Raw genomic sequence first — 18,716 nt, 5'->3', positions numbered from 1 at the left:
TCGGAATTTTAACATTTTCTGATTCTAGAGATCTATACTTAGGTGATATAAGTATATAACGCTCAAGCCGACCAGAAAAGGAAGAGATTTCTGCAATATCACATAAGATGGACGCAGGAAAACCGGAATACATAACTGGCTTGAGGCTTTTGAGTGTCATGACGAGGGGTACGGCTGCCATTTTATTTTGTATCATTGTTGACCGGTTTTTAGAGCTGTTCCTGAAATCAAGCATGAATAGACAGAGAAGGAATATGCTGCAAGAGGGATAATTATCCCAAAATTAAATCAGAAACGGGGGCTTCCAGGGAATGTTGAAGAAGAAATTTAGTTTGTCCATTATGATCATTATGCTTTTTGTGCAGTATGCCTATGGTATTGGATTCACCTCGCAGGCTACGGCAGCTGGGATTGAGACTGAAAGAGATATTATTACCAGCGTCTCCATGGCTGTGTATGGACCTGATGGCCAGACCGTTACGGACAGTGTGTATGATGTCAATTCCACAGTCAGACTGGATTACACCTGGTCGCTTCCAAACGGACATGGTTACGCAGCAGGTGACACCTTTACGTTCCTGCTTCCAGAGCAGTTCCAGCTGTTTAATGACATCGGCGGCGCATTGGTCTCCGATGACGGGGAAGTTGGCAGCTTCACGGTCAGAAAATCCACGCATCAGGTAGTGATGACCTTTAACAGCTATATTGAGAGTCATGACAATGTGCAGGGAACACTCCGGGTGAATACGAAGTTTGACAAACAGAAAATTCCCGGCAGCGGGGTAGAGGAAATTCTCTTCCCTGTGAATGGCGGGACGCAGAAGGTTATCGTGCACTTCAAGCCTGAGATCGGCTCGACCATCGACAAGCACGGCAGCTCCAGCGGCTACAATGCCACCAGCATTCAGTGGACGGTTGATGTGAACAAGAAGCTGGAGCATGTAGCAAACGCTACGGTGACCGACCCTATTCCGGCAGGGTTGTCCTTAGACAGCACGGCCACGCTTGCGGTTTACGAGCTGGCAGTCCAGCTTGACGGCACAGTGTCACCGGGTGCGCTGCTCGACAGCAGCAAATATTCTGCGGAAATCCTGGACGGCAAACTTATCCTTCACTTCACAGATCCTGTAATCAGCCGTGCATACCGCATTGCATACACCACCCCCATAGCTGTGGAGAATAAAAGGATTTTCACCAATACAGCGACGTTTACAGGAGATGGGCGCGATCCGGTCAGCTCCTCAGCAACGGTAACTGTTGAGCGCGGTGGAACGCTGAAAAAATTCTCAACCGGATATGAATGGGGAAATCAGGTGATTTCCTGGGCAATAGAATATAACTACAATGGCAAGAACATCCCGCAGGCCAATGCTGTCTTATCGGATTTATTCGATGCTTCGCATGAGCTTGTAGCCGGTTCGGTTAAGGTTTATCCGGTAACCCTGGATTCAGCGGCTGTAGCCACAAAAGGGCCAGCCCTGATTGAGAATGTGGACTTTACTGTTTCTCCTATTACCGCTACCGGTAAAAAAGGCTTTAAGCTGCAGTTCACAAACGATGTATCCGCACCGCACCGTATTGAATATAAAATCAAGGCCAAAGACCGCGTGATCAAAGAAACGACGGTTATCAATTCGGTTACAGACAGCACGTATACTTATGATGCCAAACAGCTTGTCCGGCCTGCCGTCATCTATAAGACATTATCGGGTGTAGACTACAAGAATAAAACGACAGATTGGAAAATTACGCTTAACGGTGATAATTACCCGATGAGCCATGTTGTTGTGAAAGACAGCTTCCCGGATGGCGGTCAGAAATTTGTTCCCGGTTCGCTGCTTGTAAGGGATGAAAACTGGCTGGTAGTGAGCCCTTCCAAGTACACGGTGACCTATGATTCACCTGTACAGCCGAACGCCGGATTTACAGTGAAGTTTCATTCACCGATATCCGGGTTTCACACCATCAATTACACCACCTTGTTCAGCAATGACTGGCTGACTGGAAGCACTGATGATTTTATTAATAAAGCACAGATTGATTGGATGGACAGTGCTGAAAATATCCAGTCAACTGTAGCGTTTGGAAAGTTCATTCCGCGTCCCGAGGTAAAGAGCAACGGGTTCAAGTCGGGTGTTTACAATGCAGCTGCTAAAGAAATTACCTGGACTGTGGGTGCGAACTACAACGGCAAGGCGATTGCTGATCCTGCGGTAACCGATGTGCTGACTGCGGGCCAAATATTAGTTCCAGGTTCGCTTAAGGTTTACAGCATGAACATCGACACAAAAGGTGACTTTACAAAAGGTTCAGAGCTTAGTACATCGGCGTATACTTACGCTGTCAGCAGCAACAATGAGCTGAAAGTAGAATTTGCCGGCAACATCGGCGAGCCGTATATCATCGAATTCAAGACAACTCTTGAAGGCCAGCTTATCGACGCTACCGTAGTCAATACGGCTAAACTTCTGGATGGAACTAAGCAGGTATCGAAAGACTTGACTGCTTCCCTGAAGATCCCGCACGGTGGTGAATATATCTACAAAGATGGACTGCAAAGCGGCGATAAGGTAGATTGGAGCATCGCGATCAACCGGACACAGTCGTTCGTGAAGAATGCAAAAATCATTGACGAACCAAGCTCCAATCAAATACTGCTCCAGGATTCCTTCCATTTGTATCCAACCGTAGTATCTGTGAACGGAGAAGTGACCAAAGGCGGACCTGAACTGGTGAAGGATGTTGATTATTCACTTAACATTAATCAGAATGCCAGTGGAAAGCAGAGCTTTGAACTCAGCTTCTTGAAGGATATCAAGACAGCTTATGTGCTGGAATACAAGTCGCTGATCGTAGCGAATACAGGCGATAAGCTGCTTAATACCGTAAAATTCAACGGCAACAATGTTGTATGGGTCGAGAAGGATACATCCAAAGAGGTCATCGTGGGAGTATCCAGCGGTTCGGGCACAGGAAGTGGTGTCAGAGGGGCATTGATCGTCAACAAGCTGGATGCCGTAAACAAGGAGAAACCGCTGGAAGGTGCAACTTTTGAGCTTTACCGGCTGAACGGAACAGAACGAGTGCTGATCAATACCCTGACTACCGACACTGCAGGCAAAGCGGCATTCAACAATATTTGGCTGGGCAGCTATGTATTGATTGAGACGGCGGCTCCGAAAGGATATGTGCTGGATTCCAAAGAGTATCCGGTCACAATCGGTTCGTCGGTGAGCGTGGGGCTGACTGTATACAATACAGAGGAGGTGCCGGTACCAACGTCGACACCAACAACAGTACCAACAACAGTGCCGACAACAGTACCAACAACGGGTCCAACGACAGAACCAACACCAGTACCGACAGTAGGCCCTGGTGGCAGTCCAACACCAGTACCACCGACACCAGTACCGACACCAGTACCAACACCGACAGTAGCACCTGGCGGCAGTCCAACTCCTGTTGTCATTATCGAAGAACCACAGATTCCTGCGGGACCTGGGGCGACGGCACAGGTTACACCTGCTCCGTCAGCTACACCTTCACCGACTCCGGGACAAGTGACAACGACTGATGATGACATCCCGCTTGGCGAAGTGGAAGTTGAGGATGATGAAATTCCGGCGGGGACAGTGACCGGCTCGGGCGGCCAACTGCCACAGACGGGTGAGAACAGTCCATTGCCAATCTATTTGGCAGGTTTAGGATTGATTCTTGCAGGGTTCATTCTGAGCCGGGTATTCAGACGCAGAAAGCAGGAATAGCACCAGAGGCAGCTGAAAATTCATTTTTTCTGCCATAGCGCACGAACAAAGAGCACACGGCGATCATCTGCCGTGTGCTCTTTTTCTTATTGGAATTACATAATCCACTGTAGTTATGGAGTAAGGCTGTAGCGGATCCAGTTCCCCTTCTTATCGGTAGTGACATCCCAGCCCAATTGTTCAGCGGTAAAGGCGAGCGGGATCAAGACTTTGCCTCCGACGAGCAGCGGAGCGGCTTCCAGGTCTGTGCTAGTGCCGTCCACAAGCGCTTTACTGCTGCCGACAGTCATTGCAATACGGTGCCCGCCGGACGTTAGCGTTACTGTTTTGCTGGCTCCATCCCATTCGACTTTAGCCCCCAGGGCAGGCCCCAGGTCTTTGGCAGTCAGCCACAGCTCCTTGTCCCCCTGGATCAGCCGGGTGGTATATCCCAGCTGCACTCCACCGAACTGAACGCTGCTCTGATAGAGGTTCCCGCTGAGGTCGGTAACGGCACTTTCCGCCTGGGACTGCAGCTTATTGTTAAACTCGTCGATGTTTTCATCCGTTACAAGATAATCCGGACTCTTCTCTCCGATGGCCTCTGCAATCCAGCTGTTAACTTCTTCGCTGTGATGGCTAAGATCCTTGTACAGATCAAGGTTGAACGTCCACTTCGATTCCGCCTGAAAATCATATAGCGACACATTATCGAACTGCCGGAATTGCTCGTACATCCATTTGCGCATCACCAGTTGATTGCCGAAGCGGATGGGATTATCAGAATACCAGGCAACCTGCCGCATCACGCTGTAGGGAGGATAATAGAAGTAGAACTGCACGTCAGGATATTACTTCAGCAGCGGCAGAATATAGGTATTGAAATGTTCCTTAAGCTGATCGGTGTTTTCCTCGTTAAGCCCGAAGTATAACTCGTTGTCACTGGCATTCAGGTAGGCTTTGGTTACATATTGTTGGCCGAACTTAACTACACGGTTCCAATTGTTCAGATATTCCAGCTTTTTTCCGGGCTCACCGGTGAGCGTGCTTTTGAGGCTGGGCCAGAAAAATTGCGTATACACCGAGGAATTGAACCAATACTTGTAATCGGTCCATAGCTTGCCGTCGTACAGATAATCGGGAAATTCTTTTGCCGCCTTTGTGGTTTCCAGCTTCAGGGAGAAATAATCCAGCCCCCAGAGGACCTGCTTTACTTTGCCGGTTTCCAGAGCAAGCTTGGCGATTTTATAGTGCTCATCGACAGTTGATCCCTCCATCGACAGCTTCATTGTGGTTCCGCCTAAGCTTTTGTCTACTTGAGAAGGCAGAAAGTTCTCGGTCATGGAAGTCCCGATAATAATATTGTCGTAATCATAGTTTTTGGCCAGCCCGGGATTCTGGTAACGTTCCTCCTGTGAGAAAACCGGGGTATACCATGAGGATTTATGATAGAACTGCAGCGGATCCAGGAATATGGTAAGAAGAGCGGCGAGAGCTGCGAACGAGAACAGAAACAGCAGGAATAAAGTCATCATTTTTTTGGATCGGGCATGCAATCCGCATGGCTGTGCCGGGGTTTTGGCGATTTGAATATGGGGTACTGACATCCTTCGAACCTCCTAAGCAAATAGTGTGAGCGAGTGTGACGGGATCGTTTCCTGGATTAGAAGTTAAAATACAGGAACGGAGTGATACGGTTGAAGAAGAACAAGGAAAGGACGAAGATCAGAGCCATGGCCATAACCGTCTTCCAGCTTCGCACCTGAATTTCTGTCTTGTGCCGCAGCAGGATCACGCCGAGCAGGATAACAATTAGGACGATAGCCCACTTTAAGCTGCTGACTGCAGAAGTTCCCAAACCGTTTATTCCGCTCATTCCTTTTAATAGTCTAAGGGCTATCGTAAGATTCTCCGCGCGGAAGAATACCCAGGTTACATTTATAAAGGTGAAGGTGAGTAGCCATGCGATACCCTTAGGCAATGGCGTACCCCGGCGTGCCCACAGCTTCTCTACCGCTTGTCCGACTCCGTGCAGCAGCCCCCAGAGTACGAACATCCAGCCTGCCCCATGCCATATGCCGCCAAGCAGAAAGGTAATGATCACATTGCGGATAGAGATCCAGAAGCCCTTGCGGTTGCCCCCTAGCGGAATATAGATATAATCCCTAAGGAAGCGGCTGAGCGTCATATGCCAGCGTCTCCAGAAGTCGCGGATACTCAGGGCGCGATATGGAGCATTGAAATTTTGCGGCAGTACAATATTGAAGAGCAATGCAATGCCGATCGCCATATCCGTGTACCCGCTGAAATCAAAGTAAAGCTGGAGGGTATAGGACAGCACAGCCACCCAGGAGTCCACGAAATGAGCAGCAGAGGCAAAGCCGCTATTGGCAAAGCCGGCCAGGGTATCCGCGATGATCACTTTTTTGCCGAGGCCGATGCTGAACAGCAGGGTACCCTTCAGGACATTGTTCCAGTTCCAGAGCTTGCCCCGCAGTCTGTCGAACTGAGGCATCATCTCCTTGTGGTGAAGGATCGGACCTGCAATCAGATGGGGGAAGAAGGTAACGAATAGTATGTAATTGATGAGACCGTATTCACGTGCCTGATGCCGGTAGGCGTCGACGAGATAGGCAATTTGGGTAAAGGTAAAAAAGCTGATCCCGAGCGGCAGCAGCAGGTGAAGGGGAGCCACTTTCCACCCCGTCAGCCCATTCCAGTTTGTGATGAAAAAATCGGCATATTTGCAGTAGCCCAGCAGCAGGAGATTGGCGCTTAAGCCGAAGATTAGCAGTGTGCGGGGGCGGAATTTTCCGCTGTGTATATACCGGCCAAGCGTGTAGTTGAACAGAATGGACAAGAGGATCAGAGGGATGTAGCGGATATTCCACCAGCCATAGAAGACCAGAGAGGACAGCGCCAGCCACAACTTGGCGTACTTAAACAGGCGGATGCGGTTTAGTGCAAAGTAGCCGGCCTGCACAACAGGCAGGAAGCCGAACATAAAGATGTACGAATTAAATAACATGTGACCCCTCGCTTATAACAGATTTGGTATAACAATCACTTTAAGACTCAGTTCTAAAGACTTACCGGCACTAAATCTAATGATTTTCTTAAGAAAATTCTCCTTTCCGTGAGAACAAGGCCGGAGATTTATTGTCATCCGCAGGGGAAATGCTATAATAATTTAAATTCGAAGTTTTGGAGGGAATCGGCAATGTGGAAGGAATTCAAAAGTTTTGCCATGAAAGGAAATGTGCTTGATCTCGCCGTTGCTGTCGTCATCGGGGCAGCTTTCGGTAAAATCGTTACCTCCCTGGTCGCCGACATTATTATGCCCCTGGTGGGGATGCTTAGCGGAGGGATTGACCCTTTGAAGAAGCTTAGCTTCACTTTCCGAGAGGCAACTGTGAACTACGGCTTGTTCCTGCAGGCAGTGGTAGATTTCTTTATTATTTCTTTCTCCATCTTTTTGGTGATTAAGCTGGTAGGCAAATTTAAACGCAAGGAAGTCGTAAAAGTCGAAGTGGTCGAGACCCCGGCACCAGATCCGGAAATTGCCCTGCTGACAGAAATTCGCGATTTGCTGCGGGCGGAAAAACAGAGTGAAATCTAGAAGTAAGTTACATAAATAAAGTAAATATATTAAATGCACTTGCTTTTCCTGCCGCTAAGTGATAATTTTGTTGTAGGCAAAACTTAATTTAATTGAATATATCAATCCTTCAGGGCAGGGTGTAATTCCCTACCGGCGGTGATGCTGCTGTATATGGCCGAAATGCCAGTATCAGCGCTTAGTCCGCTACCCGCTTCGTATGTTGCATACGGACGGTGGACCCGGTGCAATTCCGGGACCGACAGTATAGTCTGGATGGAAGAAGGAGAGATTGACGTTCTGTGCTTTGTATAGGCAGGCGTACTGCAGTGTTTTCGAATATTATGTGCGAACTTTCACAATGCCATGTTTGTGGCGTTTATTTACGCACCATTTTATTGGACTGCCGGTAAACTCTCGTATAACCCGTCTTGAACTCCTCCTGGAGATTGAGACGGGTTTTTCTGTTTTGGACTGGAAGCATGAATACAAGGCAATGGGATTGGAGGCAAGGCATGGATACAATGAACGACCAGTTTTATATGGCGCTAGCGCTGGATATGGCGGAAAGAGCACAAGGACAGACAGGGATCAACCCGGTGGTGGGCTGTGTTGTAGTGAAGGACGGCGCGGTGATTGGCCTCGGCACTCATTTACAGCGCGGAACAGGGCATGCCGAGGTGCATGCGCTGAATATGGCGGCCGGCAAGGCGCAGGGAAGTACAGCGTATGTGACCCTTGAGCCGTGCAGCCATTACGGCAAGACGCCGCCCTGCAGCCAAAGGCTGATTGATGAAGGCGTAGCTCGTGTAGTGGTAGCGTGTGAAGATCCCAATCCGCAGGTAGCAGGCCGGGGCATAGCCATGCTGCGCGAACAAGGGATCGAAGTTGAAGTTGGGCTGCTGCGCAGCCGTGCTCTGCGGCTGAACGAGAAGTTCATCAAGTACATTCTGACGAAGCAGCCTTTTGTCACGCTGAAGAGCGCCAGTACACTTGATGGTAAAATCTCTACCCGGACCGGGGACAGCAAGTGGATATCTAACGGGCAGGCACGGGAGATTGTACATACCCTGCGGCACCGTCATCAGGGGATTATGGTCGGCGTCAATACGGTTATTGCCGATAATCCTTCCCTGACCACAAGAATGGTGGTACCCGGACTCAACCCGGTCCGGATTGTGATCGATTCTTCGCTGCGTATCCCGCTGGACTCCGCCGTTGTTACCGACGGGCAGGCACCTACAGTTGTGGTGACTACAGAAGCAGCCGATCCGGTCAAACATGAGGCGCTTGTGGCGGCAGGGGTTCAAGTCATCATCTGCGGCGCGGGGCCGCGCGTGGATCTGCAAAGTGCCATGACTAAGCTGGGCGAGATGGAGATCGGCTCCATACTGCTGGAAGGCGGAGGCACACTGAACGGCTCCATGCTGGAGAGCGGACTGGTTGACCGCGTGGTGCTGTTCTTCGCTCCCAAGATCGTCGGCGGCGGGGCCGGAGCGGCCGGAACCTTCGAATTCCCGGGTGTCGGGCTGATGAAGGATGCCATCACGCTTGAGGGATTGGAAGTGGAAGTGCTCGGGGATAATGTGTGTATCAGCGGCACTCCAATCCGCTAAGTAACAGCAGATGCTAACAAAGCTTAAGCATATGCTTGCAGTGATCCTGACCAAACTTGTAGGAGGGGTTCTATGTTCACCGGCTTAATTGAGGAGATCGGCGTGCTGCGCAGCGTCTCCAGCGGAGGCGAGATGATGGTGCTGAATATCGGCGCTTCCCTCATTATGGATGACCTGAAGATTGGCGACAGTGTATCCGTCAACGGGGTCTGCCTGACCGCAACGTCTTTAGGCGACCATTATTTTACCGTCGATGTGATGCCCCAGACCTACCGCAACAGCAACCTGAAGGAGCTGCGGACCGGCGGCAAAATGAATCTGGAACGGGCAATGGCCGCCGGAGGGCGTTTCGGCGGGCATATCGTTCAGGGGCATGTCGACGGCACCGGCGAAATCCGGAGCGTGAAGCGTGACCAGAATGCGGTTGTGTTCGAAATTGCACCGGACCGCAAATCGCTGTTCAAATACATTATTCCTAAAGGCTCCATCACGATAGACGGCATCAGCCTGACGGTCGTAAATACGACGGCTGCAGCGTTTACCGTGTCGATTATTCCGCACACGCTTGGAGAAACTGTACTTACGCACAAACGCTCAGGCGACAGCATCAACATTGAGTGTGACGTGCTTGGCAAGTATGTGGATCATCTCCTGCATTACAGTGCGGGCGCAGGACATGAAGAAGATGAGAACAGTTCCCGGATCAGCCGTGATTTTCTGGCAGCCAACGGGTTTGTATAAATAAATAAGACTAGGCTTACGGATAGCTGTGAGGGCAACGTAAAGTGATATAGGAGGACAGAAACATGAGCCAAGAACCCAAGCAAGACAGCGTCCTGGACCCGATTGAAGACGCTATTTATGATTTGATGCGCGGTAAGGTGATCATCGTAGTTGATGATGAGGACCGCGAGAATGAAGGAGACTTCATTGCTCTTGCCGAACGTGCTACACCGGAAGTAATCAATTTCATGATTAAGGAAGGCCGGGGGCTGGTCTGCCTGCCGATTACGGCGGAACGTGCGGAGGAGCTGGATCTGCAGCCGATGGTCAGCCAGAATACTGACAATCATGGCACTGCTTTTACCGTGTCCATCGACCATAAAGATACCACAACCGGCATCTCCGCAGGTGAAAGATCCATGACCATCAAAGCGATTATGGACCCCAACGCCAAACCGTCCGATTTCCGCAGACCAGGGCATATGTTCCCGCTGATTGCCAAGAAAGGCGGCGTTCTGCGCCGTTCCGGCCACACAGAGGCTGCTGTTGACCTAGCCCGCATGTGCGGCGCATATCCGGCAAGCGTCATCTGTGAAGTGGTCAAAGAAGACGGAGAGATGGCCCGGCTGCCGGATCTGATCGAGATCGCCAAGAAACATGATCTGAAGCTGATCAGCATCAAGGACCTGATCCATTACCGCAATGAGAAGGAGCATTTAGTCACCCGTGAAGTTTCAGTGAATCTGCCTACAGATTTCGGTCTTTTCCAGACGATTGCCTACACGAACGAAGTGGATGACAAAGAGCATGTCGCGCTGGTCAAAGGCGACATTTCCGGCGAGGAGCCGGTGCTGGTCCGTGTGCATTCCGAATGTCTGACCGGTGACGTGTTCCACTCGCACCGCTGCGACTGCGGGCCGCAATTTGAAGCAGCGCTGCGCCAGATTGAAGCGGCTGGCAGAGGAGTACTGCTCTACATGCGCCAGGAAGGCAGAGGCATCGGCCTCATTAATAAGCTGCGTGCCTACAAGCTGCAGGAGGAAGGTCTGGATACGGTGGATGCCAACCTGAAGCTCGGCTTCCCGGCAGACCTGCGAGACTACGGTATCGGGGCGCAGATTCTTAAGGATCTTGGCGTACGCCAGATCAAACTGCTGACCAACAACCCGCGCAAGATCAAGGGACTGGAAGGCTACGGCCTTGAGGTTGTGGAGCGTGTGCCGATTCAAATGCCGGAGAACAAGGACAACACGAATTATCTTCATACGAAGCAGGCCAAGCTGGGACATTTGCTGACTTTTGACAATATTGAACAAAATGAAGATTCCAAAATTTAACCATAAAACTAACTTACCAATGAAGGGTTGATGAGCACAATGCCGAATTATTTTGAAGGACATTTAGTATCCGAGGGTTTGAAATACGGGGTAGTCGTAGGACGTTTCAATGAGTTCATTACAAGCAAGCTGCTGTCCGGCGCACTGGATGCGTTCAAACGCCACGGTGTTGCTGATGAAGAGGTGGATGTGGCATGGGTTCCGGGCGTTTTCGAAATTCCGCTGATTTGCCAAAAGATGGCCGAAAGCGGCAAATATGATGCCGTCATCGCGCTGGGCACCGTCATCCGCGGCTCCACTACACATTATGATTATGTATGCAACGAAGTGGCTAAAGGGGTGGCAGCCATTAATCTCAAAACGGGTATTCCTACTATTTTCGGTGTTGTTACGACCGAGAATATTGAGCAGGCCATCGAACGCTCCGGAACCAAAGCAGGCAACAAAGGCTGGGATGCTGCGACGTCGGCAATCGAAATGGCAAACCTTAACAAGCTCTTTAAGTAAGGCAGCCTCTTGACGAATTGGCTATAATCGTGCTTATTTATAAGTATAAGAAGAAAGCATGGACTATAAAAACCCTTTCTACTTGTGTAGCGTCCCTATAGCGGCGCTGCACTTTACTTTTTTTTGGCGGGAGGAAACCGCGTGACTGTATTGTACAAGCTGGAGACGTTCGAAGGTCCGCTCGATCTGCTCTTGCATCTAATTGACAAAGCGGAAATCGACATCCAGGACATTCCGGTCAGCGTGATCACCGAACAGTACATGGATTACCTGCAAACGATGCAGGAGCTTGAACTGGATATCACCAGCGAATTTCTCGTTATGGCTGCAACCCTGTTGTCCATCAAGAGCAAGCTGCTGCTGCCGAAGCCGCCGGTCATTGAGATCGAGGATTTCGACTATTACGAGGATGATGGCTATGATCCGCGTGCAGAACTGGTTCAGCGGCTGATTGAATACCGTAAATTCAAGAACATTGCTGTACAGCTGCTGGATATGGAGAGCGAACGCAGTCTGATCTTTACGAAGGAGCCGGAGGATCTGGGTCCTTTTGTGCCGACGCAAATTGATAACACACTGAAAGGGTTACATACGTCTGACCTCATCGCCGCATTCCGCAAGGCGCTGAGCAAGGCGGCTCGAAGATCCTCTTATCAGCGGATTACCCGCGATGAAATTTCAGTTAAGGACCGGATTCGTGATGTTTCAGAGGCGCTGCAGCGCAAAGGGGTGGGCGGCAGGCTGCGCTTCTCGGCGCTGCTGCATGATGAGATGGCCAGACATGAGATCGTGACTACCTTTCTGGCGATCCTGGAGCTGATGAAGATGAAGGCCATTTACTGTTATCAGGAAAAATTGTTTGAGGACATTGTGATGGAGTGGAGAGGAGGAGAGGAATTCAGTGGATTACAAAACGCTGAAATCGATTATTGAAGGACTGCTGTTTCTGTCTGGCGACGAAGGGTTGTCGGCGCGTCAAATCGCCGAAATCACCGAACAGCGTCCGGATCTGGCGACAAGTGCGCTGGAAGAGCTGAAAGACGACTACATCAACCAGGGCCGCGGTCTGCAGGTCGTGCAGATCGCCGGGAATTACCGGCTGGCTACGCTGCCGGAGCATGCGGCTTATTTTGAACGGCTGGCCTATTCGCCTTCAAGATCTTCTTTATCCCAGGCGGCGCTGGAGACGTTGGCCATTGTGGCCTACCGCCAGCCGATTACCCGGGTGGAGATTGAGGAGATCCGGGGGGTAAAGTCTGAACGGGCGATTCATACGCTGAATAATAAGGATCTCATTCATGAGGTCGGGCGTGCCGAGGCTGTAGGCCGTCCAATCCTTTACGGAACGACCAAATCGTTCCTTGACAGCTTTGGACTGGCCAGCCTCAAGGAGCTGCCGGAGCCGTCTAACTTCGATAACTCCGACGGGCTGGAAGAGGAGACACAGCTCCTTTTCAGCAAGCTGGACAGCCAAATGACATTCGATGATGTTGAGCCGCCGCAGGGTATTGAGGAGTAAAGCATCCTCATACGGATCAACTGTGAGCTGTAAATTTATGTTGAAATGCCGTTGTCTCCCAGGAGAACAACGGTTTTTTTGCGTCCATCCGAATTTTTTCCAGCCAAGTTTGCCATACTAAACCAAAGGTTCCTATTATAAGGATGCTTGGAGGGTAATCCGTGACGTTATGGCTTGTTATACCTTTGGCTCTTTTGCTGTTTGTCATTGTACTGGTCCTGTCTTCTTCCATTCATTTTCACTTCCGATTGTGCAGACTTGGCAAGGATGACCGGGTGGAATTTGACATTAAGGCTTTATTTGGGTTAGTTAAGTTTCATTATGAACTCCCAGCACTCGTATATGAGGGGATAGAGCGGGGAGTGAGGGTGAAGCTGGAAGAAAGCGGGATCGCACCCGTGAAGAAGGATGCCGATAAAGAGGAGCAAATTGACAAGGAGGCTGTGTCAGGCTGGATCGATAATGTTAAGGCAGCGCTGCGGGCAACACGGGGGCTGAATACATGGCTGAAAGGGCTGATGGCTCATGTCAAAATATCAAAGCTCGACTGGTCGACGGATTTCTCGCTTGGCGATGCAGCCTATACAGCAACAGCAGCGGGGGCACTGTGGGGAATGAAATGGAGCCTTATCGGCTGGGTTTCACAATTCGTCCGGCTGCAGCAGGCTCCGCGTCTGTTTGTCGCACCGGTGTTCCGCGATGAGCTGTGCTACTCCACTGAGGCAGTGTGTGCCGGCAAACTGTCTTTGGCCTACACCCTTTACGCGGGAATACTGCTGCTGCGCCGGATCACCAAAGTGAAGGAGGGACTGGCCCGGTGGAAACAGCTATTGAGCCACAAACAGTAAGGGAAAGCTCCAACTGCCCCGAAGATAGAAACGACTTACATACAAATGTAGTGATATGGGAATGATATACGCTGTGGAAGAAAGAATATTTCCCTAGAAGTTAAAGGAGGATAACAATATGAGTGACCATCCGATTCAAGGTCTGATGCAGACCGCGATGGAAAATATCAAAGGCATGGTGGATGTTAATACAATCGTCGGAGATCCTGTGGAGACACCGGATGGCAGCGTCATTCTGCCGATCAGCAAAGTGGCATTTGGTTTTGCCGCAGGGGGCAGCGACTTCCGGGTGGAGGATGATGCGCCAGGTGTGAACGGCAGCGGCTCCAGCGTTAAAATGCTTCCATTCGGAGGCGGTAGCGGGGGCGGCGTATCCATTCGCCCGATCGCTTTTCTCGTAGTGGGCAGGGAAGGCGTGCATATTGTACCGCTTGATAATCAAACCCATCTGTTCGAGAAAATCATCGACGCCACTCCAGCGCTGATCGACAAAATCCAGAATATGTTCCAAAATGGTGCTCCTGTCGGGGCGGAAGTTGTGGGTGCCCCTGCTGCAAAGCCAGCAGTTAAAACAGATCCTGCAGCCAGCGACTCATCAACACACTAGCGGAGAAATCAGGGATATCGCCTTAACCGGGGCGGTATCCCTTTTTTTTGAAAGTTATCTAGCCGGTGTCCAATCCTCATACATATAGAGGACTTAAGAGAGGGACATACCTGTCCGCCATGCTGCATACACTTGTACAACATAGCGTGATCCGCACCTTAACCTGACTTAAGAACTGAGAAGAAAGAAGCCGGAGGATGAACATGAAGAGATTAACTTTTAAATCGTCTTTGATCCTGATATTGTGCCTGCTGCTAGTTGTTTTGAGTCCGCTGCCTGTACTCCGGGCCGAAAACAGCTCCATCTCCACTCATGCCAGGGCTGCGGCTCTGATTGACGTGGAATCCGGAAGGCTTCTGTACAGCAGCAGGGGAGATGAGCCTATGCTGATCGCCAGTCTGACCAAAATTATGACCGCCATAGTGGCTATAGAAAATGGGGATTTGACCTCCAAGGTCAAAGTAGGCAAAAACGCTTTTGCGAAGGAAGGATCTTCACTGTTTTTGAAGCAAGGGGAAGAAATGAAATTGGAGGATATGCTGTACGGGATGATGCTGCGTTCGGGAAATGATGCGGCAACAGCAATAGCCGAACATGTCGGCGGTTCTGAGCAGGGTTTTGTCTATCTGATGAATCAGAAGGCGGAGGAGCTCGGTTTAACCCACAGCCATTTTGCCAATCCGCATGGTCTGGATGCCGAAGGCCATTATTCCAGTGCCAATGATCTGGCGGTGTTGACCGCCTATGCGCTCCACAATCCTGTATTCAAGGAAATCGTGAAGACGCAGGAGAAGACGGCGGACAATCCTTATGAGAAATGGGACTACAAATGGAGCAACAAAAATAAAATGCTGCGGCTCTATGAAGGAGCAGACGGCGTAAAGACAGGCTACACCAAAAAAGCGCTGCGCTGCCTGGTCAGCTCTGCCACAAGAAACGGACAGCAGCTGGTTGCAGTCACAATCAACGACGGAAATGACTGGAATGACCATGCATCCCTGCTGAATTTCGGATTCAATCATTATCCCCTCAAAACGTTAATCGAACGCGGCGAAGGGATCAGCGGATACAGCTACGTGACCAGCAAATCCTTTGCCTACCCGCTTGGACAGGGAGAAGAGGCGAGGCTGTTTACCAAGCTTGAGCTGAAACGGAAAGCAGCTGTACCGAAGCAGGCGCGCAGCAGTGATTTTGGCTTAAAAGGCGTGCTAGTCCTGCAGCTGGGCGGCCAGGAAATCGGCCGGGTGCCTGTTTATGAGCCGGAGCAGCTCCCCCCGGAACAGTCGGCTTATACCAAGAAGTACAGCGCGGCCCTAGCCCCTGCTTATCCGGCGGGGAACTGGCTGCAGGCGCTTGGCAGTGCACTCCGGGCACTTTTTCAGCGGGGAGACAGCTGAGCATATGCCGTTTCTTACAAGTAGATAGAACCGGGATGGGGGAGGGATACACATGATTAATGGAATCTGGCTCGGAATGATCCTGATCGGCTTCGTATTTGCCGCTGTGAACGGGCGGATGGACGAGTTTACAGCTGCCGTGTTTGACGGTGCCAAAAGCGGGGTTACGGTAAGCTTCGGCCTAATCAGCGTGCTGGTCTTCTGGCTAGGAATTATGCGGGTGGCCGAGGATGCCGGATTGCTCAGGAAAATCGCCAAGGTACTCGGACCCGTAGTCTCCTTTCTATTTCCCGATGTTCCGAAAGGCCATCCTGCGATCGGCTATATCCTTTCCAATATGAGCGCCAATCTGCTTGGCCTTGGCAATGCCGCAACCCCTATGGGCATCAAGGCGATGCAGGAGCTGCAAACGCTGAATCCGGATAAGGAGACCGCCACCCCGGCGATGTGCACCCTGCTGGCGCTGAATACAGCAAGTATTACACTGATCCCGGCTACGCTGATAGCAATCCGGCTCAACTACGGTTCAGCCGACCCTGCCGGTATCGTCGGTACGACCCTGGCGGCGACCGCAGTGGCGACGATTGCTGCCATCGCCGCCGATAGGCTGTTCCGCCGGCTGACACTAATGCGCAGGCCGCCGAAACCGCCGGCGGTAAAGTCCGGCGATTCAGCCAGAGGCAGCACAGCGCTTCCGCATTCTTCACTGAAAGGGTGAGCTTCCGTGTTCCAGTTAATTAGCCTCATCTCGGCCTGGGCGATTCCGGTTATGATCACCTTTATCCCGCTATACGCCTATTCGCGCAAAATTCCAGTCTATGAGTCCTTTGTGGAAGGGGCCAAAGACGGTTTCGGCACGGCGATAGCCATTATCCCGCATCTTGTCGGCATGCTTGTCGCCATCAGCGTGTTCCGCGCCTCCGGTGCGCTGGATTTCTTCATGGGCTTCATCGCCCCAGCCCTCAAAGGCTTGGGCGTGCCGCCGGAAGTGCTGCCGCTTGGCCTGCTGCGTCCGCTGACCGGGACAGGCTCCCTCGCTTACACCACCGACCTGATCCGTGTCCATGGCCCGGACTCCCTGATCGGCATGATCGCCTCCACGATCCAGGGCAGCACAGATACCACCCTGTATGTCCTGACCGTCTACTTCGGCGCCGTGGGTGTCCGCAACGGCCGCTATGCCCTTAAAGTCGGTTTGTTCTCAGACGTCATTGGTTTTATCGCTGCCATCGCCGTATGCCTGCTGGTGTTTGGGTAGCAGGCAACCGGATCCCGCAGGATTGTCCGCTTAATAGGTACGGGTTGGCGGGGATACTTTATCAATGAGAATCAGGCCGTCGAACTGTTCCTTCGGAACGAATTTCATCACCATCGGAGCAATGAACGCACTGGTGAGCCCGTCCTCAGCAGCATATTGAGGTTGAAACATCCATTTGTTGTCTGCGTCTGCTTTGGTATGCTTGCTGAGGTCAACGAAGGTACGGGAGTATCCGCTTTGCAGGATTCTTCCTTCCAATGTGCCTTTTGGCATCGGTCCGATAGAGAATTCCTTCAATGTTATAAGATTAGTTGCTTTGCCCCTATTCATATAAAAGCCGACCACATACATCTTATCCTTCAACTTCTGATGCAGCAGTTCGCCCATGCTGGTAAAGCTATTCTGCCATTTCCCTTGCCCTAAGATGCGCATGTCCGAGGTGTTTTTAGCCAAATGGTCGTTGTGGGCCCACAAAATAATCTTTTTGCCGGGGTATCTGACCTTCATCAGCCATTCCACATGCTCAGCCATTATTCTGTCCCGGGCCTCGTAAACTTCCCGCACATTGGCTACCTGCCCTTGCGTGAAATATTGCACACGGTCTTCCAGTCCTTTCAGAATCGTATCTGCTGTGTGGGGCGCACCGGGATAAAAAGCGTCGAACTGTTGCCGGTGTTCCTGGATGTACCTGATGTATTCTTTATATTTAGGAACATACTTTTGAATGATTTTTCCTATTTGCTGCTGGTAAACTGGATTGCCTTTGTTCTCCAGGGCGTATTGTTCCGTTAGCCCAGAATATGTTTTATTGGCTTCATTATCCAAGTCCATAAAGGCTTTGCCATAGTCCTTATTCACCTTGGAAATGAAACTGCGCGTAGCCACTGCAAACAATGGGGAGGTATACTGCATATCATACCCGGCCAGCTGTAAAGGCCTGTCCGTCTGGCGCGATTGTTTGATGTAGTTGAACAGCTCCAGGGTTTCTGCGGATTTCCAGACGTCAAATATTGAATTATCCATCATCTCTGCTGCGGTTAATTCATCAGCAACATCGTTGACGACGGAAGCTTCAGCCAGACCTGATTCAAAAGCGATGACCTCAAATCCCAGTTCCTCATGCAAATATTTTACCAGCCTCGTCTTCATGCTGGCGTATTCGCCTACCCGGTGAAAGTTCTCGCCAAGGCTAACGACCGTCTTGTCCTTCAGCAGCGGCTTCAGGAAAGAAAGATCGCTGTAATCCCCGCTTGTCAGTGATTTAATCTCATGCGCGTATGGCAGCGGATTCGGCGCCGGCTGTGCGGCAGACACGGGAAGGGACACTCCAAGCAGCAGCCCAAGTACAGATGCAACCGTGAGCGTTCGGATTTTCCATGATCTTTTAATCAACATACGTATTCCTCCATTGCTAGATATAGTGTAATTGCTGTCCTTTTAAGCCTAAGGTGGCCAGGCCTTTGTAACAATCGATTTACATGACTAATTCCTTACATGCAAATCATGTTATGTTCGCATGCACTGTTCGCTATGAACGGACGATTTCTCTGCGGCGCGAAAATT

17 protein-coding genes and 1 riboswitch are annotated in these 18,716 nt (G+C 50.8%); of the genes, 13 read left to right on the top strand and 4 right to left on the bottom strand.

The window, feature by feature from the left end; all coding sequences use genetic code 11:
• Nucleotides 1–311: 311 nt before the first annotated feature.
• Nucleotides 312–3,764, top strand: a complete 3,453-nt coding sequence (locus NSS79_RS22875; RefSeq protein ID WP_342436267.1) for a collagen binding domain-containing protein — start codon at nucleotides 312–314, stop codon at nucleotides 3,762–3,764.
• Between the two features lie 113 nt (nucleotides 3,765–3,877).
• On the opposite strand, the gene NSS79_RS22870 is transcribed toward NSS79_RS22875, so the two are convergent.
• Genes NSS79_RS22870 through NSS79_RS22860 form a run of 3 tightly spaced genes read right to left on the bottom strand, consistent with a single transcriptional unit; the run spans nucleotide 3,878 to nucleotide 6,771 of the window.
• Complete coding sequence (locus NSS79_RS22870) at nucleotides 3,878–4,585, bottom strand: copper amine oxidase N-terminal domain-containing protein (protein WP_342436266.1); 708 nt, start codon at nucleotides 4,583–4,585, stop codon at nucleotides 3,878–3,880.
• A gap of 9 nt (nucleotides 4,586–4,594) precedes the next feature.
• A complete protein-coding gene (locus tag NSS79_RS22865; RefSeq protein ID WP_342436265.1) occupies nucleotides 4,595–5,350 on the bottom strand; it encodes a hypothetical protein in 756 nt (251 codons plus the stop codon).
• Between the two features lie 56 nt (nucleotides 5,351–5,406).
• The gene (locus NSS79_RS22860; RefSeq protein WP_342436264.1) at nucleotides 5,407–6,771 is read right to left on the bottom strand and encodes an MBOAT family protein; all 1,365 of its coding nucleotides are present in this window, start codon (nucleotides 6,769–6,771) and stop codon (nucleotides 5,407–5,409) included.
• 192 nt (nucleotides 6,772–6,963) lie between these two features.
• On the opposite strand from NSS79_RS22860, the gene mscL reads away from it, so the two are divergent.
• From mscL to NSS79_RS22800, 12 genes are all read left to right on the top strand, one after another.
• Nucleotides 6,964–7,362, top strand: coding sequence for a large conductance mechanosensitive channel protein MscL (mscL, locus tag NSS79_RS22855; protein WP_340897396.1), 399 nt, complete (start codon nucleotides 6,964–6,966; stop codon nucleotides 7,360–7,362).
• A 101-nt stretch (nucleotides 7,363–7,463) separates the two neighbouring features.
• A riboswitch (FMN riboswitch) is annotated at nucleotides 7,464–7,633 on the top strand.
• A 223-nt stretch (nucleotides 7,634–7,856) separates the two neighbouring features.
• Nucleotides 7,857–8,957 carry a bifunctional diaminohydroxyphosphoribosylaminopyrimidine deaminase/5-amino-6-(5-phosphoribosylamino)uracil reductase RibD gene (ribD, locus tag NSS79_RS22850; RefSeq protein WP_342436263.1) on the top strand — a complete coding sequence of 367 codons (1,101 nt, stop codon included), beginning with the start codon at nucleotides 7,857–7,859 and terminating at the stop codon, nucleotides 8,955–8,957.
• A gap of 72 nt (nucleotides 8,958–9,029) precedes the next feature.
• The gene (locus tag NSS79_RS22845; protein ID WP_038594610.1) at nucleotides 9,030–9,698 is read left to right on the top strand and encodes a riboflavin synthase; all 669 of its coding nucleotides are present in this window, start codon (nucleotides 9,030–9,032) and stop codon (nucleotides 9,696–9,698) included.
• Nucleotides 9,699–9,763: 65 nt separating this feature from the next.
• Nucleotides 9,764–11,017: a bifunctional 3,4-dihydroxy-2-butanone-4-phosphate synthase/GTP cyclohydrolase II gene (locus tag NSS79_RS22840; protein ID WP_052092204.1), complete on the top strand. Its 1,254-nt coding sequence runs from the start codon at nucleotides 9,764–9,766 to the stop codon at nucleotides 11,015–11,017.
• 39 nt (nucleotides 11,018–11,056) lie between these two features.
• Nucleotides 11,057–11,524, top strand: a complete 468-nt coding sequence (gene ribE, locus NSS79_RS22835) for a 6,7-dimethyl-8-ribityllumazine synthase (RefSeq protein WP_038600255.1) — start codon at nucleotides 11,057–11,059, stop codon at nucleotides 11,522–11,524.
• A 141-nt stretch (nucleotides 11,525–11,665) separates the two neighbouring features.
• Nucleotides 11,666–12,457, top strand: a complete 792-nt coding sequence (locus tag NSS79_RS22830) for a segregation/condensation protein A (protein WP_038594609.1) — start codon at nucleotides 11,666–11,668, stop codon at nucleotides 12,455–12,457.
• Entirely contained in the window at nucleotides 12,426–13,043 is a 618-nt protein-coding gene (gene scpB, locus NSS79_RS22825) for an SMC-Scp complex subunit ScpB (protein ID WP_342436262.1), read from the top strand. Before NSS79_RS22830 ends, scpB begins: the two co-directional genes overlap by 32 nt.
• Nucleotides 13,044–13,204: 161 nt before the next feature.
• Complete coding sequence (locus tag NSS79_RS22820) at nucleotides 13,205–13,891, top strand: DUF2953 domain-containing protein (protein ID WP_342436261.1); 687 nt, start codon at nucleotides 13,205–13,207, stop codon at nucleotides 13,889–13,891.
• A gap of 118 nt (nucleotides 13,892–14,009) precedes the next feature.
• Nucleotides 14,010–14,498: a GerW family sporulation protein gene (ytfJ, locus tag NSS79_RS22815; RefSeq protein WP_342436260.1), complete on the top strand. Its 489-nt coding sequence runs from the start codon at nucleotides 14,010–14,012 to the stop codon at nucleotides 14,496–14,498.
• A gap of 197 nt (nucleotides 14,499–14,695) precedes the next feature.
• Nucleotides 14,696–15,895 (top strand): D-alanyl-D-alanine carboxypeptidase family protein, encoded by a 1,200-nt coding sequence (locus NSS79_RS22810; protein ID WP_342436259.1) that lies wholly within the window; start codon nucleotides 14,696–14,698, stop codon nucleotides 15,893–15,895.
• Between the two features lie 52 nt (nucleotides 15,896–15,947).
• Nucleotides 15,948–16,613: a nucleoside recognition domain-containing protein gene (locus tag NSS79_RS22805; protein WP_038594599.1), complete on the top strand. Its 666-nt coding sequence runs from the start codon at nucleotides 15,948–15,950 to the stop codon at nucleotides 16,611–16,613.
• A gap of 6 nt (nucleotides 16,614–16,619) precedes the next feature.
• A complete protein-coding gene (locus NSS79_RS22800) occupies nucleotides 16,620–17,153 on the top strand; it encodes a spore maturation protein (RefSeq protein WP_038594597.1) in 534 nt (177 codons plus the stop codon).
• Between the two features lie 30 nt (nucleotides 17,154–17,183).
• Here the strand turns inward: NSS79_RS22800 and NSS79_RS22795 are convergent, their stop codons facing one another.
• Nucleotides 17,184–18,548 carry an erythromycin esterase family protein gene (locus NSS79_RS22795; protein ID WP_341118929.1) on the bottom strand — a complete coding sequence of 455 codons (1,365 nt, stop codon included), beginning with the start codon at nucleotides 18,546–18,548 and terminating at the stop codon, nucleotides 17,184–17,186.
• Nucleotides 18,549–18,716: the final 168 nt, after the last annotated feature.

This window comes from Paenibacillus sp. FSL L8-0436, from assembly GCF_038593025.1.
Classification (GTDB): domain Bacteria; phylum Bacillota; class Bacilli; order Paenibacillales; family Paenibacillaceae; genus Paenibacillus_AQ.
This window is presented reverse-complemented; position numbering and strand designations above follow the sequence as displayed.

What these genes read in the sequence shown, in the direction of transcription:
- NSS79_RS22875 (WP_342436267.1), top strand. Translation starts at nt 312, where the DNA reads ATGTTGAAGAAGAAATTTAGTTTGTCCATTATGATCATTATGCTTTTT.
- NSS79_RS22865 (WP_342436265.1), bottom strand. Translation starts at nt 5,350, where the DNA reads ATGTCAGTACCCCATATTCAAATCGCCAAAACCCCGGCACAGCCATGC.
- NSS79_RS22860 (WP_342436264.1), bottom strand. Translation starts at nt 6,771, where the DNA reads ATGTTATTTAATTCGTACATCTTTATGTTCGGCTTCCTGCCTGTTGTG.
- mscL (WP_340897396.1), top strand. Translation starts at nt 6,964, where the DNA reads ATGTGGAAGGAATTCAAAAGTTTTGCCATGAAAGGAAATGTGCTTGAT.
- ribD (WP_342436263.1), top strand. Translation starts at nt 7,857, where the DNA reads ATGGATACAATGAACGACCAGTTTTATATGGCGCTAGCGCTGGATATG.
- NSS79_RS22845 (WP_038594610.1), top strand. Translation starts at nt 9,030, where the DNA reads ATGTTCACCGGCTTAATTGAGGAGATCGGCGTGCTGCGCAGCGTCTCC.
- NSS79_RS22840 (WP_052092204.1), top strand. Translation starts at nt 9,764, where the DNA reads ATGAGCCAAGAACCCAAGCAAGACAGCGTCCTGGACCCGATTGAAGAC.
- ribE (WP_038600255.1), top strand. Translation starts at nt 11,057, where the DNA reads ATGCCGAATTATTTTGAAGGACATTTAGTATCCGAGGGTTTGAAATAC.
- ytfJ (WP_342436260.1), top strand. Translation starts at nt 14,010, where the DNA reads ATGAGTGACCATCCGATTCAAGGTCTGATGCAGACCGCGATGGAAAAT.
- NSS79_RS22810 (WP_342436259.1), top strand. Translation starts at nt 14,696, where the DNA reads ATGAACATGAAGAGATTAACTTTTAAATCGTCTTTGATCCTGATATTG.
- NSS79_RS22805 (WP_038594599.1), top strand. Translation starts at nt 15,948, where the DNA reads ATGATTAATGGAATCTGGCTCGGAATGATCCTGATCGGCTTCGTATTT.
- NSS79_RS22795 (WP_341118929.1), bottom strand. Translation starts at nt 18,548, where the DNA reads ATGTTGATTAAAAGATCATGGAAAATCCGAACGCTCACGGTTGCATCT.